Source organism: Clostridium frigoris (assembly GCF_018861865.1).
Lineage (GTDB): Bacteria > Bacillota > Clostridia > Clostridiales > Clostridiaceae > Clostridium_AD > Clostridium_AD frigoris.
This window is the reverse complement of the sequence record NZ_JAHLDV010000005.1, coordinates 41,189-59,334: the sequence shown is the minus strand read 5'-3', so window position 1 is coordinate 59,334 and position 18,146 is coordinate 41,189. Positions and strand designations below refer to the sequence as shown.

Here is an 18,146-nt window from a genome sequence, read left to right as displayed (position 1 = left end):
AGTAGGGAAACAAAGATGGAACAATTACAAAAGAAGATTGTAACATATCAATGGAAGGATGTTATTAAAAGGGGATTATTTGCTCTAAGCATACCATTAATAAGTTTGACTTATCCTATGCTTAATCAATATAGAGGAAATACTAATGACTTATTTACATTTGTAGATAAACTCATACCTTTTAATAAGTTTTTTATATTACCTTACGTATCTTGGTATATATTTATAGCAGTTTTTTCTGTTATTTTATGTATAGCAGATAAAGAAAAATATTTTAAACTACTTATAACTTTAAATATAGGTATGATTACATGTTATATAATATATTATTTTTATCCAACTTATGTTCCGAGGCCTTTGATATTAGGAACGGATTTCTTTAGCAATTTAGTTTTGAATTTATACGCGGCGGATAACCCCTACAACTGTTTTCCGAGTATTCATGTTTTAAATTCAGTGCTTATAGCTTTGTATATTTATGAATCTGAAAAGGTCAGCAAATGTACAAAGGTGATTTGTATTATTATGTCTGTTTCTATAATTTTATCTACTATGTTTATAAAGCAACATTATTTTGCAGATGTGATTGCAGGCGTAATATTTGCTTTTATTTTGTATTTTTCTTTTAGGAATTTAAAATTTAATTTACATAAAAGAGGTACCATAACATATATAGAATAATTAAAGGTCCCAATGATTAAATCATGGGGACCTTTAATTGTTAAAAAACGGCATAGATTGTAGTGTTATTTATTATATCCCACTTAAATTAAAATCAGGTATGAAAGCAGCAGACGAAGTCCCACTGTCTTGAATAAAACATTTTGTTATCCCTAAGTTTAAGCAGTAGTTTATTAAAGCGTCATAATGAGCTTGATTTATGGTCTTGTTTATTTCAGGATATTTAGTGGCTACATGTATAGGTGTATATTGATTCATTAAGCTAATATAAACATCATTATTAAAGGTAGCATGTATGAAGTCTATTACTTTTTTAGAATCAAATAATAAGCCAGGTAGCATTAGATGTCTAATTATTACTCCCTTTTGAATTATACCATTATCATCAAGTTTTACTTTGCCTACTTGGCAGAACATTTCAGTAATAACTTTACTTGCAGTATTAAAATAATTAGGTGCTTTTGAATATTTAATGGCATATTTGTCTGCATAATATTTTAAGTCTGGGAGGTAAACGTCAATTAGTCCAATAAGTGACTTAATGGTTTCTATATTTTCATATCCATTTGAATTATAGAGAATAGGAATACTAAGACCGCCTTTTTTAGCCATCTTTAAGGCAGCTATTATCTGTGGGACATAATGAGTTGGCGTAACTAAATTTATATTCAAGGCCCCCCTTGTCTGCTCCTCTAAAAAAATTTCACTAAGGCGAGTTATTGATATTATTTTTCCAAAACCTTCATGACTTATTTTATAATTTTGACAAAATACACATTTCAGATTACAATTTGAAAAAAACACAGTTCCAGAACCTAACTCACCTGAAATGCAAGGTTCTTCCCAATGATGTAAAGAAACTTTAGCTACTTTTATATACTGAGAAGCGTTGCAATAGCCTAATTCACCATCTAATCTATTAATAAAACATTTCCTAGGACATAAATTGCATTTTTTTAGCATGTCTAAGGAGGTTGAACCATCTAACTCTTTTGTGTTTTTATTTATCATTTTTATCTCCTTGATTTATAATTACAAGTTTTAGAACATACAAGAATTGTACAACTTCGATATGTACAATGTCAATTATGCCTTTTAGTAGTTTTCCTATAAAATAGAATGCATTGAATTAAAAAAATAAAACTTATTGCACCAAAACCAGGATAGAGGACTTTGATTAGAGTTTTGAAGCCAATTTGAGAAATAGGTAAAGCTATAAGGAGTATTAATAAAACAGCTTTCTTATACGAAATATTAAACTTTTTTTCTAGAGTTTTTCCAACACTATAGATGTTGGAAACTTCAGTTGAAAACATTTCACACCAGATTACACAAAGTAGAAGAACTTGCATTAACATACCAAAACGATGAGTTATATAAAGAAGAGGAATTTCATATTTAAAAATTTGAGGAATGTTTAATAAAAGCATTATATTTATCAAATAGCATAAGATAGTTAGACCTAATGCACCTATTATAACTCCAGGAATAAGAACTCGGTTATACTTAATTTCTTGACTTAGGGGTACTAGTACGCCACTACAACACAACATATTAAAACCAGCATAAAGCAAGGCTGAAAAAAACCATTGAACAGGTATTATATTGTTTTTATAAGAGGGAATCTGTTTTATATAAGTAACACTTACCATATCTTTATAAAATAATAAATATAAAATAAATATGGTTATAATAATTGTAATTAGAGTTGGAACTATAAATGAATTTATAGTGATTAATCCTTTAGTATCTTTAAGGACAGTGTATAAAGAGATCATAGACATAAGTAAAATCCCTATCCATTTTGAAATACCAAAATATTGATGAAGAAGTGCACCACTTCCAGCGAGAATTACGGCAGCACCACTTACTAAGAAAAAGCTTGTGAAAATATCTGTAATGATACCAAAAAAACCTGGGCTTACGAGAGTAATAAGCTCAGTATAGGAGCTTAATTTATGTTTTAGACTAATAGAAACAATAATTGAACTTATTACAATATAAATTAAACAACATACAAGAATACCCCAAAAACTTACATATCCATAAGTGCTGAAAAATTGAGTTATTTCTTGACCAGAAGCAAGTCCTGCACCTACTATGGTGCCAATAAATACAGCTGCAGTTTGAAATATTAAACCAATCGTTTTTTTCAAAATATCTCCTCCACAAAATTATTAAATTTAGAGCCACACTTAAATAAGATGCTTATAGTTATAAATATATGTGTGTTATTTAATAAAAAAAAATAATTTCAATAAAAATAATAATTATATAAATTAAAAATTTACTTTGAGGGAAACTATAATTATAATAAATTATTTTAATTTATAAATATTGAGCATATTTGCAACTGAAATTTAAAATTAATTGAAGGGAGTGAAAATATTGAAAAAATGGGTAAGTTGTTTATTAATACTGTTTTGTATTTTGTCTATTGTGGGATGTTCAAATAAAGAGGAAGAAGAGAAGTTAAAAGTAAATACCTTTGAAATTAAAACTGCAACCAATGTAGTTGGAAGTTATATGAATTTTATAATGAAAGAAGATTTCGAAAATGGTAAAAAATTATATACTAAGGATTTGCAACGTAAAGCTGTTAATTTGCCTATTAGTAATATGAAAATAAAAGGTTATAAAGTTACAGAAAGCAATGAAGTTGGTAGAAGTGGAGTTTTTAAGGTAAGAGTTACTAGAACATCTATTGATAGTTCCTTGTCTAGTATGGATGAGTACACTATTAAAATTGTTAAAGATGGAGCTGAATATAAAATAAGTGAAATTACTAATGAACCACAAAAGGAGGCTTTTCTAGAAGGCGCAGGTATTAGATTTCGAGATAAAAAAAATGTAAAGACAAATTTAATTATCGATGTATCAGGAATTCCTAAATATTCATATTCAAAGGATGACGGAGCAAAGCTATATAAAACAATGGTACCATTAAAAGAATTTGGACCCATAAATTTTAGCTATGAGGGAGATAAAATAGCATTTAGTACTTATAACAAAAATTCATTTATCGGTATTGTAAATATCGATGAATCTCTCGAAGTTCAGGGTAACGCTGATCAATCATCAGGTCAATCAACACAAGGCTCCGGATCTGGGGTAATGGCTAAAGAAAAACCAATAGGAAAAGATTTAGTGCCAATAGATTTATTATTTGGTTGCAAAGTAGAATTTATGACATTTTCATTAGATGAAAAATTTTTGCTTGTGCAATATAATAATGAAAAAATGGGGAAATGTATTAGAGTTTATAAAGTAGACAATGGGGATATGATCCCAATTAATTTTGAAAAAGATTATCCTATAGAAAAGGTTCAAATAATATTTTCTTCTTTTGGCGAGGATAACATGACATATGAAGTAATCTCCAAATCAAAGGGCAATGGAGCAGAAGCAGATATTATTGGAAAATGGAAATTAAGTTTAAAGGATTTTACCGTAAAAAAACTATAATTAATACACTCTCTATGGAGATAAGGTATAATTAATATAAATTTAGAAAATAGATAACTAGTCTAATAGCTAGTTATTAATTTTAATATTTTTTTATAAGAAAGGGAGAGTCTAGTGAAAAGTTTATGGAATGACAAAAGATATCATAGTTTAAATTATTTTTTAAGAAATAAATTTGGTAGTAAGGTTTTTAAAATTTCTTTAGATGGTGGGTTTTCTTGTCCTAATAGAGATGGAACTATAAATAGTAGCGGGTGTTTGTTTTGTAGCGAGAGGGGTTCTGGAGATTTTGCTGGAAATAGGATATTTCCTATTACAAAGCAATTCGAAGATATAAAGATTATGATGAGTAAGAAATGGAAATCGGGAAAGTATATTGCCTATTTTCAAGCATATACAAATACATATGCTAGCGTCGCAGTATTAAGAGAGAAATATGAGGAAGCAGTATTTCAAGAGGGCGTAGTGGCTCTTGCTATAGCGACAAGGCCTGATTGTTTAGAGGATGATGTATTAGATCTTATAGAGGAATATTCAAATAGAGTGTATACGTGGGTAGAATTAGGACTTCAGACGAGCTCTGATGAAAGTGCAAAAATTATTAATAGGGGTTATAAGTTATGTAAGTTTGAAGAGGCTTTGATCCAGCTAAATAAAAGAAATATAGATGTGGTGGTTCATACTATATTTGGTCTTCCTGGAGAAAGCAGTTCGGATATGCTTAAAACAATAGAATATGTTTCACATAAAAATATAAAAGGTATAAAGCTTCATTTGCTTCATCTTATGGAAAATACACCTATGGTGGAGCTCTATAAGCAAAAAAAACTAAAATTTTTAAAGCAAGATGAGTATGTAGATATTATTTGCAAAACAATTACTATGCTTCCACCTAATATGGTTATTCATAGATTAACAGGGGATGCACCAAGAGATTTATTAATAGGTCCTATGTGGAGTTTGAAAAAATGGGAAGTCTTAAATGCAATAGATAATAAACTAAAGGAGTTAGATTTATATCAAGGGAAAAATTTTATAGTGTGATTTTTAAATAAACAAGCCCTATATTAATATAATAACAATTTGTGTATTTCTACAAATTAACTTCATCACTTTTGGGGATATTGAGAATAGATAAATATGTTTTAAAGGATTACAATATACTTATATTGAAAATCATTTAAAACAAACATATAGGGGGAATATATTATGTCAAGTTTATCATTAAGGCACATATACAAGGTTTATGATGGCAATGTAACGGCGGTTAAGGATTTTAATCTTGAAATAGAAGATAAAGAGTTTATAGTTTTCGTAGGACCTTCAGGGTGCGGTAAATCAACAACTTTAAGAATGATAGCAGGTCTTGAAGAAATATCAAAAGGTGAAATATATATTGGCGATAAAGTTGTAAATGACGTAGCACCTAAGGATAGAGATATAGCAATGGTTTTTCAAAACTATGCACTATATCCTCATATGACTGTATATGATAATATGGCATTTGGATTAAAACTAAGAAAAATGCCAAAAGATGAAATAAAGAAAAAGGTTACTGATGTAGCTAAAACACTTGATATAGAACATTTACTTGATAGAAAACCAAAGGCATTATCAGGTGGACAAAGGCAAAGGGTTGCACTTGGAAGAGCAATAGTAAGAAATCCTAAGGTATTCTTAATGGACGAGCCATTATCAAATTTAGATGCTAAACTTAGAGTACAAATGAGAACGGAAATATCAAAGCTACATCACAAACTTCAAACAACATTTGTATATGTAACTCATGATCAAACAGAAGCTATGACTATGGGAACAAGAATAGTTGTAATGAAAGATGGTTTAGTTCAACAAGTAGATACTCCACATAACATATATGAGCACCCAGTTAATATATTTGTTGCTGGATTTATAGGAAGTCCTCAAATGAATTTTATGGATGCTAAGATTTTAGAACAAAATGGTGAAATTATTATTGCTTTTGATAATGAAACTCTAGTGATTCCAAAGGATAAAGCTAAAATCATAAGGGAAAAATCCTATATAGGTAAAACTGTTATAATGGGAATTAGACCAGAAGATATTGATGATGGTATTACTTTTCTTGAGGCACATAAGGATGCAATTATAGAAGCTAAAGTCGAGGTCGTAGAGCTTATGGGAGCAGAGACTAATATTTATATGTCAAAAGGAGATACAAATATTGTCGTAAGGGTTAACGGGTCTTCTATGGCTAAGGTTGGAGATAAGATTAAAATTGCTTTAGATATAAATAAAATTCATATATTTGATAAAGAAACTGAAAACACGGTAATATAGGGAGGCGACTGAAAATGTACAATTTTAATGAATTCTTAAAGAATTTAAGTCATTCTTCAAAAATACCATTTAATGTAGTTACGAAGGATGGTAATCCACTATATATTAGTGACTTAGATATTGAAAATTCACATATAACTAACTTTACGATTATGCTTGGACGTGTTACAAGTATAATTAGTTTAGAAAAGCAGTATGAAAATTGTATAGCTTTGCTCAAATATACTATCGAAAACAAGTATACCCAATGTTTTCTATCTAAAGAACAGGCAGTTATTGATATTCTAGAGAACAGAGAAATTTCAATTGACAACATTAGTATAAATTTGCCTTTTCTTAAAAATGGATGTTATGTTATATTAATAAGTGTTAACGAAAGCAAGTATGAAGCGCTTGGCATCATAAAACAAATATACGATAATGAGGCAGTCGTAAGTTTAATCTATAATGATAGAATTATTGTGATCGGTGAATTTGCAGAGGTCGAGCAACATATAGAAAGTATTAAGGAATCTATATCATCCGATTTGTATTGTGAATGTTATGTAAGTTACGGTGATATAAATTATGATATAAAGGGAATTAAAAAGGCCTATAATGATGCGATCGAGTGCATGATACTTGGTAAAAAATTCGACATAAAAGATCATACATTTAATTATAACAAGATGTTATTTGAGAAAATTGTATATAATGTAGATTCTAAGATTAAGCAGGAACTGTTATATATGTTAAAAGATAAATTTGATTCTTTGGATAGTCAAATGATTGTAACTATTGAGCAATTTGTAGATTGTGGTCTTAACATAAGTGATGCTGCTAGAAAGTTATATGTGCATAGGAATACCTTAATTTATAGACTAGATAAGATTAAGAAAGAAACAAATTTTGATATTAGAAATTTTAAAGATGCATCCGTATTTCTTATAGCCTTTTTGACATGGAAAGGAAATAAGGTAGAGTAACTTTTTTTCTTAGATGCGCAATAACGAAAGTATTATCTAAAAAAAATGTGTTATTGCAAAAATATATCACTTTTGGTGATTCCATAAAAGAGACTTCATAAGGAGCTTTATGCTCCATGTGGAGTCTTTTAGTTGTTATAAGGAGAATAGTGGTGTAATGTTTATAATAGTGGTGTTACAGTTGTAAAAATAAAGTAACAATTAAGATTAATATAGGAGGAATTGATATGAAAAGTAGAAGTGTTTTAATTAGAGTATGTATATATATTGCAATGACGTTTCTTTTGATTTTTTTAGAACCAAAGGTTAGTAATGTGTTACTTGGAAGTATATATTGGTTACTTTACATTGTGGCAATAGTGGTGCTAGTTAGTTGGAGAACATTTAATTGTATATGGGTATGTGATGAATGTGGTGAAAAATTTAAAATTTCATTTTGGGCGAGTATCAAAAGTTTTTCTATTATTAGTATCAAAAACAAATTATATCATAGGAAATTATATTGTCATAAATGTAATAAAAAAACATGGTGTCGATGTGTTTTTCAAGAGTAAATAATAAAATTATAGTATTAAGTTATGTCGACGCAAGTAAAACCAAAATATTAAGATATGTTTTAGTCGAATTTATATAAAATAATGAGGATAGCTTTTTTAAATAGTATAAGAAAAATTGTATTACAAAGGGGATAAAACATATGAAAATAGATATAATAATTTCTGCGGATGATATAAAAAAAGGAAAAATAGAAAATAAGACTGTAGTAGTTATAGATATGCTTAGGGCAACTAGTGTAATAGTTACTGCAATGAATAATGGGTGCAAGGGAGTAATTCCGGTTTTGACAGTTGAGGATGCAGCTGAAATTGTTAAAAATAACAAAGATGAGTTTATGCTTGGAGGAGAGAGAAATGCATTAAAAATAGAAGGCTTTCATTATTCTAATTCTCCACTTGAATACACCAGAAAGTCCATTGAGGGCAAAACACTTGTTATGACTACTACTAATGGGACTAAAGCTATAAAAGGCTGCAGAGGGGCTAGTGAGATCTTAATAGGGGCAATGCTAAATGCCAAAGCCATTGCAAGCAGAATAGCGTCTTTAAATAAAGACGTAGTAATAGTTAATGCGGGGACTTATGGTGAATTTTCTATAGATGATTTTATATGTAGTGGGTACATAATAGATTGTGTATTAAAACTAGCAGAAATAGAGCCAACAGACATAGCTGTAACTTCGCATTATATTTACAAGAATAATGAAGATATTCATAATTTTATAAAATACGCAAATCACTATAAAACAATTATGAAGTTAGGGTTATCTGCAGATTTAGAATATTGCTGTCAAAAAGATATTATAGATATTGTTCCAGAATATAAAGATGGGATTATATTATAAGTGGAATATAAAGAAATAAAGGAGTATATATTACGTAAAATGCATTTGAACAAGCATTTGTAGTAAAATATACTCCTTTTAATTTATACCACTTGGAATATGTAGAACTTTAAGTAGTAGGATTCATCAGAATTCCAAAGTATTGGATGATCTGCTGCTTGAGTTCTGAACTCTACTTGTCTAAGTGTCCTTTTAGCATCTAGAGCTGCATCAGCGATAGTATCTGCAAACATATCAGGTTTCATAAAGTGAGAGCAAGAGCAAGTTACAAGATATCCACCTGGTTTAACCAATTTCATACCACGTAGGTTAATTTCTTTGTAGCCCCTTGTTGCGCCATCTACAGTAGAACGTGATTTTGTAAAAGCTGGTGGGTCTAGTATTACGACATCATATTGTCTTTTTTCTTCTCTTGACCATTCTCTTAATACATCAAAGGCATTGTGGCATTCGAACTTAACGATACCGGAAAGATTATTAAGCTCTGCATTCTTTCTTGAAAATTCTACGGCATATTCAGATATATCTACACCAAGTACACTTTTAGCTCCGGCTATACCTGCATTAAGTGCAAATGATCCTGTATGAGTAAAACAATCCAAAACATCAGCACCTTTACATAATCTTTGAATAGCTGCCCTGTTTTCCTTTTGATCTAAGAAAAATCCAGTCTTTTGACCATTTTCAATGTCAACGTCATATTTAACTCCGTTTTCAATGATTTCTATAGTGGTATCAAATGGCTTCGTTAAAAATCCTTTTGTTTGCTCCATTCCCTCGAGCTCACGTACTTTAGCATCACTTCGCTCATATACACCCTTTGCACCATATTCATTTGTTAATAGCTTAACAACTATAGATTTATATTTATCTATTCCAAGAGCTAAGGATTGAATAACATAATAGTCCTCATATTTGTCTATTATCATGCCCGGTACAAAATCTGCTTCTCCAAACAAAAATCTACAGCTAGAAGTATCTATAACTGTTTTTCTATATGCCCATGCAGCGTGAAGCCTCTTTCTGAAAAACTCCTCATCTATTTCTTCGTGAATATCTCTTGTCATTATTCTTATGGCAATTTTAGAAACATCATTTATATAACCTTTTCCTATAAACTCATTTCTAAAATTATAGATTTCGACTATATCTCCATTTTCATATTCACCATCAAATTTTTCGATTTCATTAGCATATATCCAAAGATGTCCATTTTCTGAATTTCTACCTCTTCCTTTATATAAGTAAAATTTACAAGCCATTCTAAATTCCTCCTGTGCTTTTTAGGGAGACATAATATATAAATATATTATGTCTCATATGTTTTTATAGTTTTAATTATAATTATCAAGTTATTTATCTATAGTAGTATAACACACAGAATTAATTTGTAATATAAAATATAAAAATTTGTTTTGACATAAGGTCAATTATAAATTACACTTATGTATGTGCCATTTTTATATATATAATTGAAATAAAGATAATTATGTAAATAATGGACTATTTTTTAGTCGAAAATTGATATATAACATCAAATTAATATAAATAAGCAAATAATTACAAATGTAAAAATACAAATGTAAAAAATACAAATGTAAAAAATAAATATATAAAATCATACTAAAGTAAGGAGAAATACAAATGAGTATATTAGTAGTTAAAAACATGAGCCATGGTTTTGGCGACAGAGTAATATTTGAGGATGTGTCTTTTAGATTGCTTAAAGGAGAACACATAGCGCTTATAGGAGCAAATGGGGAAGGCAAATCAACGTTTATGCACATTATTACCGGAAAGCTTATGCCGGATGAAGGTGATGTTGAATGGTCGAATAACGTCAGAGTTGGGTATATGGATCAGCATACTGTTTTGGAAAAAGGCAAGAGTATTAGGGATGTTTTAAGGGATGCTTTTAAATATCTCTTTGACTTAGAAGAGGAAATGATTAGCGTAACAGAAAAGATGGCAGAGGCGTCACCTGAAGAATTAGAAAAATTATTAGATAGAATGGGTATAATTCAAGATCAACTTGATAATAACGGATTTTACGGTATTGATTCTAAGATAGATGAGGTAGCAGCAGGCGTTGGTCTTAAAGATGTGGGGCTTGATAATGATGTTGCAGAATTAAGTGGAGGACAAAGGACGAAAGTGCTCCTTGCAAAGCTTCTACTAGAAGCGCCAGATGTTCTACTCCTTGATGAACCTACCAACTTTTTAGATGAGCAACACGTAGAGTGGCTTAAGAGATATCTTCAAAATTATGATAAGGCATTTATATTAATATCACATGATGTTGAATTTTTAGATGGTGCAATCAATATAATATATCATGTAGAGAATAAAAAATTAACAAGGTATATAGGTTCATATGATGAATTTTTGAGAGTTCATGAGGCTAAGAAGCTACAGATGGAATCAGATTATGAAAGGCAACAAAAGGAAATTACTAGACTTGAGGTTTTTGTTGCTAAAAATAAAGCAAGAGCTTCTACTAGTGGAATGGCAAAATCAAGACAAAAGAAATTAGATAAAATAGATAGAATGGAAATTGTGCAAGATAAACCAAAACCACAGTTTAACTTTAAAACTGCAAGAGCTTCAGGGAAAATAATATTTAAAACTAAGGAATTAGTTACTGGTTATGATACCCCATTATCTAAGCCGTTAGATTTGTATATGGAAAGAGGACAAAAAATAGCGCTTACTGGTGCTAATGGTGTTGGAAAAACAACATTATTAAAGAGTCTTATGGGTGATATCAAAGCTATTTCGGGTAAGACAAACCTTGGAGATTATCAATATATAGGATACTATGAACAAGAAATAAAGGGAGTTAATCGAAATAATTGTATTGAAGAATTTTGGCAGGAATTTCCTAGCTTCACTCAAGGTCAGGTAAGATCTGCACTTGCTAAGTGTGGACTTACTACAAAACATATTGAAAGTAAAGTTACGGTGCTTAGTGGTGGAGAACAAGCAAAGGTAAGACTTGCTAAACTTCTAAACAGGGAAACTAATATACTAATTTTAGATGAGCCTACCAATCATTTAGATGTAGATGCTAAAGATGAGTTAAAGAGAGCCCTAAGGGAATATAATGGAAGCATACTTCTAGTTTGTCATGAGCCGGAATTTTATCAAGACGTGGTAACAGATGTATGGGATTGTGAAGAGTGGACGACTAAAATTGTATAATTAAACATAAAAAGAGCTAGAATAATTTCTAGCTCTTTTTACGTCTAATTATCTAAAACATTTAATCCTAGGTCTAAAATATTTGCAAATAATGATAATGTATTGGTATTTGGAATAACATTATTTTTAACATCTAATAATTTTCCGAGTCCATAACTCGTGCATATGCTAACTGTAGGAAAATTAGCTTCGCCAAGGTTACAAATAATATCAGTTTCATTTAATTTTATTTTAGTTGTTTTATCAGTAGGTTCTAGTATGATATATAATCTTGTAGAAACGTTATATCTTAGAACTATTAAAGTATTACTTATTAATATTTCTTTAGGTTTAGCGTTAATATCGTACTTTGAAGTATTTGAAGCTATGTTATTTATAACAAAATAATATATATTTCTTTTGTAGTTTACCTTATCTTTAAATTCTTGTAATCTTTCTAAATTTAAGTCTATATCTACTGGGAGTTTATCATTTTGTAGATCACTGAAGCTTTCTTTTATATAAGTTAATTCCTCTTTACCATCAAGGTCTCTAGTTAAGATATTCATGCAATTCTCATAAATGTCCTGGAATTGGCTAAACGGTAAGGAATATTTTATATTATCTAAAACAAAGTAAACCTTGAATTTAGCAGATTTATTACTGTTCTTAGATGAATAATTGACTTCAACTAATAAAAGTTCATTCAGTAGCTGAGTATCAAGTGTCATTTTCTGGATTCCGTTATTAAATTGTAGCATGTAATTCTCATTAGTAGATAAGTCTTGTGTATGTTGATTTATTATATAAGTACCTTTAAAGCCAGCTGTAGTAATTTCACCAACTCTAAGTGAACTTTTTATTGGCAATTTCTTTAAATTTATATATGGTCTATTTATACATAGGTTATTTTCGGATATTATTCTCATATTAAATCATCTCCTTCGCAGCTGAAATATTAACGACTTCAGAAGGAGATTTATATTCCTACTGAAGTTTTCTATTTGTTAGGGAATGTTACTCTCACTTATAGAAGTGGGAGACTTTCCTTGTGAAATGTCGTTAAACCCCTTTAGTTCTAACAAGCGTGTTAGTCTTATTTATAAATTATAACATAATTAGCATTTTAAAAAATATAAAACTTCAGTAATGATAGAAATAGTGTGATTGGAAATTTGTAGATTGGATATAATATTATAATGGTAGTGTTATTAGATTTTAGATGTAGGAGGTATAAATGTCATGGGTGAAAAAAAAGATAATTCTTGTGCAAGTCAACAAGAAAAAGAAAAGAAAGCGAATAATTCTGGAACTAAACATGATAAAAAAACACATAAAAAAGATTAATTAAAAGGCATATATTTTTGAATATATGCCTTTGCTTTTTTAGGTAGCACTTTTTTCATAAATAGTCTCTTCATGATTATTAACAGTATCATCTAGAGTAATCAGGACGTTTTTTTTTACCCATCCTTTATTATTAATGTTAGTCTGAGATTTAAGAGCTACCTCATACCATAAAACATTAAAAATCTCAGCACAATCTTGAATCTCTACGATAGTATCTTTAACTACAGTAGAGACAATTTGAGAATTTTCAAGGGGGCTTAGATATAGGCTGCAACTGTCTTTTGTAGTTCCAGTCCTAAAAAGAGATGGTTTATACTTTATTATTATAGGTGCATCAGAATCATGTAAATTTGAAATTTTTGACTTATAATCTCTATTTTGTCTAGAACTAATCCTTAACTGAGTTTTTTGGGTTGATAATTTTTGGTTCATTATATAATAATACACACCAAAGCATATCAAAAGAATTGAAAATAAAAAAATAAGCAATAATATCTCTCCTTGTAAATTACTTATATAATGAAAAACGTTTTATAGCAATGGGTTTTAAACTAAACTATTTAAGTATAATAAGTTTAAAGTCTATTGTATATTAATATATAGTATTCCATACTATGCAAAAAAATTCATAAAAAAACCTCATGTATAAACATGAGGCTTAAATTGCAGTAATTAATTCGTTATATTCTAGAATGTACATATCTGAATTGGTAATAATATCTTCTTTTTGATCTTTAGACGAAGAGTCATACACTGCAACTACCTTCATGCCAGCAGCCTTTGCACCTTTGACTGCTGGTAGTATATCCTCAAATACAACACACTGATCAGGTTTTACACCTAATTTCTCGGCAGCGAGTAAATACACATCAGGAAAGTTTTTGCCTCGAGACACTTCATCAGTGAGTGTTATAGAATCAAAATAGTGGTATATGCCATTAGATTTAAGAACAACTTCTAATAGAGATTTACTATTACTTGTAGCTAGTCCAATTTTTATATTCATTTTTTTTAGTAATGATAGGAATTCAAGTACACCCGGTTTTAGTTTAACATGGTTAAGGTACTGATTATAAGCAAAATCGTTCCATTCATTTTTGATTTCGTCTATAGTGTCTAATATACCAAAATTACTTTTAAAATATGCTGCGGTTTCATCAAAGCTAAGATGTTCTATTTGGCTTTTTAAATCTTTGGGTAAAGTAATATTTCTACATCTAAAATAATTCTCATCTATTTTGTTCCAAACCCACATAGAGTCAATAAGGGTTCCATCTAGATCAAAAATTGCAGCTTTAATATTAGTTAGCATTTAATCACCTCTTATGTAAGTATAATACATTTTAATTTTAAGATTCCTCAAAAGAACGTATAAGTAAGTAAAGAACAAGTGGTTCCAATAAAAATGCCCATAATAACATCTGTGGGGTAGTGAACTCCTATGTATATCCTAGAGATGCCTACACATATGGCTAGGGGTATAGTTATAAATCCAAAAATAGGAAAATACAAAGCTATTATTACAGCTAACGAAAATGCACCAGTTGTATGACCTGATGGGAAAGAGTATTTATCAATACCTATCTTTTTTATATTTAAGTTTGGAATTTTTATAAAGGGCCTTAATCTAGTAACGGTTACTTTTAGTATTTTACCAATGCCAGTACTAATTGTTATAGAAATCATAGCATTAATAGCCATGGCATGAAGCAAAGTGATATGAAATAAAAAAGTAGCAGTACAAAATATAAACATAAAAGGGAAGGAGCCTAGATAAGTCATAGATGGCATTATAATATCTAAAAACCTACATTTCCAAGAATTATTTATAATTCTAAGTATGTTAATATCTTTATCACTTATATACTCAAATAGTGATTTCATAAACCCCTCCCTTTGTTATAAAAAATTATTTATATCTACTACTATATATTGTATCATAAATAAACCTATACATATATTTTTTAATATTATTTAAAATTCTCTGCCGAATATTTTAGTTTTTTCTTTATTTTTAAAATCATCAATAGTATTAATTCCAATTCTACTTAGAATATCTTTCATACAATCACTATCTACGGATGTTTTAAATTTTGAGTCTTCTGCAAACTTGTTTACTCTGTTTCTTCCAGAAGTTGAGTCAATCAAAGCTTTAGGTCCTCCAACGCAACCACCAACACACCCCATACCTTCAATAAAGTTTGCATCAACCTCTTTTGTTTGAGCTTTGGTAAGTAGTGCCTTACATTCTTTTACACCATTTCCTTGAATAGCATTTAATAAATGGTATTTTTGGGGAAATAATTTCTCAATCATTTCGCCAACGGCTATAGATACTCCGCCAGTTCTTGCATAAAGTCTACCGCCACGAGATGCATATTCAGTAGAGACATCTTCTTCAAGTTTTTCTGGGTCAATACCAAGTGTCTCAAAAATATCCTTAAGTTCTGCGAAGGTAAGTACATAATCTATATCACCTAAAAGGTCCTTTTCTTTAGCTTCACCCTTTTTTGCAATGCAGGGTCCTATAAAGACTACTTTGCAGTTAGGGTTCAACTCCTTTAATACTCTTCCGGAGGCAATCATAGGAGAAACAGATGGAGATACATACTTAACTAAATCATTGTACACCCTTTTTACCATTCCGACCCACATAGGACAACAACAGGAGGTAAGCATTAAATCTTCTTTTGTTTTAACATGCTCATCGAATTCTACTGCTTCTTTTATTGTAAGCATATCTGCAAAAAATGCAACTTCAACCATATCTGTAAAACCTATTTTTTTAAAAGCTGTTCTAAGATTATCCACGTTAACATTTTCTCCGAATTGACCAGTAATTGCAGGTGCTACAGCCGCTATTACTGTAGAATTTCCTTTTAATAAATTTAAAAGTGGAATAAATTCTACTTTATCCATTAAGGCACCACTGGGGCAGGCTTCTATGCAAAATCCACATTCTGTGCATTTATCATTATCAATGTATGGAGTATTGCTTTTATTATCTATTAATATAGCATCAAAAGGGCAAGAGGCTTGACAAGGTGTTTTCCCAGGATTATCTAAACAATTCATAGTACAATCTTTAATTTTATTTACCACTTTATGATTTATTTCATAGGTAGAGATAGCCTTTTTTAAATCTTTTATGTAATTAAGCGAAAAATCTACATCAACACCACAAAGTGAAGAGATTATGGCACTTAGTTCTTTTTTATTAACATTATCTTCAGATAGTAACTCATGAACCTTATTTTCAAAATTATCTTGATTATAAGATTTAAGTAGAGTCTTAAAAAGTTCGTTATACATTTTATTCAAAATAATCACTCCTAATTTGTTATTAGTTATTAGTTATGTAATGATTTTAGCATAGTATTGATAAAAGACAATAAAATGGAGTATCATTATTAATTTTGTCAAAAATGAATTATTTTATACATTTTAATAGTATAAAAAAATGTATAAAAAAAGAGTTGTCGTTAGACAACTCTTTTTGGTCGGGGTGACAGGGATTGAACCTGCGACCTCATGGTCCCAAACCACGCGCGCTCCCAGCTGCGCTACACCCCGAAGACAATGTTAATTATACAAAATAAACGGACAAATGTCAATAGCATTTTCAAATATTATTAAAAATATTTGATACAAAATCTGTGAAACATAAATTCCATTTGTTAAATACAATACCTATTATATAAAATAAATGTATAAATGTCAATATATTTTAAGAATATATTTTCAAACATAATTATTATTAATTATGTTTGAAAGAGATTCGGATGGTAAATTCATTATATCATCCGAAAAGCAGCAATGTGTAGATTACTTTTTATTAGCGTCAGCTTCCTTATCGCCGGTGCCTCTAGTAGGTACAGTAGACATAACGAAACCTACCAATATAGAGACTAATGCAGGAGCTGCAACATTAATATACACTATATATTGTGTCTTATATAAGATTAGAGCAGTAAGGGATGTGACTAGCACACTGGCTATAAAAATTATAATTACAAATTTTGCAAAAGAACTCATAAATTTTTCATATAATCTATGACGGGTTGGTCCACTTATAACATGTACAAATAGAAAATATGAGGCGAAAATTATTACTATATCGACTACAGCCGAAACAAGAAAATTTTTCATTATATATACCTCCAAAATGTTTTTTTCTATTATAGTGTTACCTAAAATTGATATTTTTACGCAGTATAATTAACTGATTTTAATAGATGTGAAAACGTGTAAGGTAGTTTAATATAGAAAACTTGTAAAATGCATGATATATTTATATTATAAATATATTGATATCAAGTTTTTATTGGAGGAGATACATGATTTATGAAAAAAACAATTTTAAAATAAACAGTGATTTTAAATTAAAAGAAATACAAAAGGATAAATATAACGTTGATTTAATAATTGATGTAGAGTATAGATGTGTAAATATATATTTTAATAATTTTACTAAATTAGTAAACTATAGAGTGCAGTTCCCATTGGTTAAAAGTATTCTTGTTAGATTCTGCAATGTAAATGAGAATAATATATGTACTATACACCTTTTAAGTGATAGTGGAATTTATTCGTCCATGGCAAATTTTGAAATAGATTATAGTAAAATATATTTGGAAGTTTGTAGAAAAGATTTTTTTGTAAGCCTAACAATGAATGATGAGGAAGACAATTAAAAGAAATTAAATTTAGTAAAGAATCAAAAAAGGTCATAGGCTAGCAAGTCTATGACCTTTTTGTTTTAAATTATTGTTAGAAATAACTTG

Annotated in this window: 18 protein-coding genes and 1 tRNA gene; 9 read left to right on the top strand and 10 right to left on the bottom strand. The window is 29.4% G+C overall.

The window, feature by feature from the left end:
- Positions 1-15: 15 nt before the first annotated feature.
- Positions 16-681, top strand: a complete 666-nt coding sequence (locus tag KPL37_RS03810; protein WP_216146097.1) for a phosphatase PAP2 family protein — start codon at positions 16-18, stop codon at positions 679-681.
- A 72-nt stretch (positions 682-753) separates the two neighbouring features.
- On the opposite strand, the gene KPL37_RS03805 is transcribed toward KPL37_RS03810, so the two are convergent.
- Both KPL37_RS03805 and KPL37_RS03800 read right to left on the bottom strand, forming a co-directional pair.
- Complete coding sequence (locus KPL37_RS03805; RefSeq protein WP_216146192.1) at positions 754-1,644, bottom strand: radical SAM protein; 891 nt, start codon at positions 1,642-1,644, stop codon at positions 754-756.
- 119 nt (positions 1,645-1,763) lie between these two features.
- Positions 1,764-2,840, bottom strand: coding sequence for a YkvI family membrane protein (locus KPL37_RS03800; RefSeq protein WP_425514022.1), 1,077 nt, complete (start codon positions 2,838-2,840; stop codon positions 1,764-1,766).
- 229 nt (positions 2,841-3,069) lie between these two features.
- Here KPL37_RS03800 and KPL37_RS03795 point away from each other — a divergent pair, with 229 nt between their 5' ends.
- The 6 genes from KPL37_RS03795 (at position 3,070) to KPL37_RS03770 (ending at position 8,832) form a co-directional block, all read left to right on the top strand.
- Positions 3,070-4,146 carry a hypothetical protein gene (locus KPL37_RS03795; protein WP_216146095.1) on the top strand — a complete coding sequence of 359 codons (1,077 nt, stop codon included), beginning with the start codon at positions 3,070-3,072 and terminating at the stop codon, positions 4,144-4,146.
- 114 nt (positions 4,147-4,260) lie between these two features.
- Positions 4,261-5,190, top strand: coding sequence for a tRNA modification radical SAM protein MnmL/YtqA (gene mnmL, locus KPL37_RS03790; RefSeq protein WP_216146094.1), 930 nt, complete (start codon positions 4,261-4,263; stop codon positions 5,188-5,190).
- Between the two features lie 165 nt (positions 5,191-5,355).
- Positions 5,356-6,465 carry an ABC transporter ATP-binding protein gene (locus KPL37_RS03785; RefSeq protein ID WP_216146093.1) on the top strand — a complete coding sequence of 370 codons (1,110 nt, stop codon included), beginning with the start codon at positions 5,356-5,358 and terminating at the stop codon, positions 6,463-6,465.
- A gap of 14 nt (positions 6,466-6,479) precedes the next feature.
- On the top strand, positions 6,480-7,430 hold the full coding sequence (locus KPL37_RS03780) for a PucR family transcriptional regulator (RefSeq protein WP_216146092.1): 951 nt from the start codon (positions 6,480-6,482) through the stop codon (positions 7,428-7,430).
- Between the two features lie 227 nt (positions 7,431-7,657).
- A complete protein-coding gene (locus tag KPL37_RS03775; RefSeq protein ID WP_216146091.1) occupies positions 7,658-7,984 on the top strand; it encodes a hypothetical protein in 327 nt (108 codons plus the stop codon).
- Between the two features lie 143 nt (positions 7,985-8,127).
- Positions 8,128-8,832 carry a 2-phosphosulfolactate phosphatase family protein gene (locus KPL37_RS03770; protein ID WP_216146090.1) on the top strand — a complete coding sequence of 235 codons (705 nt, stop codon included), beginning with the start codon at positions 8,128-8,130 and terminating at the stop codon, positions 8,830-8,832.
- An 83-nt stretch (positions 8,833-8,915) separates the two neighbouring features.
- Here the strand turns inward: KPL37_RS03770 and KPL37_RS03765 are convergent, their stop codons facing one another.
- Positions 8,916-10,094: a class I SAM-dependent rRNA methyltransferase gene (locus tag KPL37_RS03765; protein WP_216146089.1), complete on the bottom strand. Its 1,179-nt coding sequence runs from the start codon at positions 10,092-10,094 to the stop codon at positions 8,916-8,918.
- 382 nt (positions 10,095-10,476) lie between these two features.
- Here KPL37_RS03765 and KPL37_RS03760 point away from each other — a divergent pair, with 382 nt between their 5' ends.
- Positions 10,477-12,033 carry an ABC-F family ATP-binding cassette domain-containing protein gene (locus tag KPL37_RS03760; protein WP_216146088.1) on the top strand — a complete coding sequence of 519 codons (1,557 nt, stop codon included), beginning with the start codon at positions 10,477-10,479 and terminating at the stop codon, positions 12,031-12,033.
- A 44-nt stretch (positions 12,034-12,077) separates the two neighbouring features.
- On the opposite strand, the gene KPL37_RS03755 is transcribed toward KPL37_RS03760, so the two are convergent.
- From KPL37_RS03755 to KPL37_RS03725, 7 genes are all read right to left on the bottom strand, one after another.
- A complete protein-coding gene (locus KPL37_RS03755) occupies positions 12,078-12,941 on the bottom strand; it encodes a hypothetical protein (RefSeq protein ID WP_216146087.1) in 864 nt (287 codons plus the stop codon).
- 457 nt (positions 12,942-13,398) lie between these two features.
- Positions 13,399-13,851, bottom strand: a complete 453-nt coding sequence (locus KPL37_RS03750; protein WP_216146086.1) for a hypothetical protein — start codon at positions 13,849-13,851, stop codon at positions 13,399-13,401.
- A 169-nt stretch (positions 13,852-14,020) separates the two neighbouring features.
- Positions 14,021-14,674 (bottom strand): HAD family hydrolase, encoded by a 654-nt coding sequence (locus KPL37_RS03745; RefSeq protein ID WP_216146085.1) that lies wholly within the window; start codon positions 14,672-14,674, stop codon positions 14,021-14,023.
- Between the two features lie 47 nt (positions 14,675-14,721).
- Positions 14,722-15,246, bottom strand: a complete 525-nt coding sequence (locus KPL37_RS03740; protein ID WP_216146084.1) for a phosphatase PAP2 family protein — start codon at positions 15,244-15,246, stop codon at positions 14,722-14,724.
- A gap of 90 nt (positions 15,247-15,336) precedes the next feature.
- The gene (locus KPL37_RS03735; protein ID WP_216146083.1) at positions 15,337-16,683 is read right to left on the bottom strand and encodes a [Fe-Fe] hydrogenase large subunit C-terminal domain-containing protein; all 1,347 of its coding nucleotides are present in this window, start codon (positions 16,681-16,683) and stop codon (positions 15,337-15,339) included.
- Positions 16,684-16,859: 176 nt separating this feature from the next.
- A tRNA-Pro gene (locus tag KPL37_RS03730) sits at positions 16,860-16,935 on the bottom strand.
- Positions 16,936-17,187: 252 nt separating this feature from the next.
- The gene (locus tag KPL37_RS03725; RefSeq protein WP_216146082.1) at positions 17,188-17,511 is read right to left on the bottom strand and encodes a hypothetical protein; all 324 of its coding nucleotides are present in this window, start codon (positions 17,509-17,511) and stop codon (positions 17,188-17,190) included.
- Positions 17,512-17,699: 188 nt separating this feature from the next.
- On the opposite strand from KPL37_RS03725, the gene KPL37_RS03720 reads away from it, so the two are divergent.
- Positions 17,700-18,056, top strand: coding sequence for a hypothetical protein (locus tag KPL37_RS03720; protein ID WP_216146081.1), 357 nt, complete (start codon positions 17,700-17,702; stop codon positions 18,054-18,056).
- Positions 18,057-18,146: the final 90 nt, after the last annotated feature.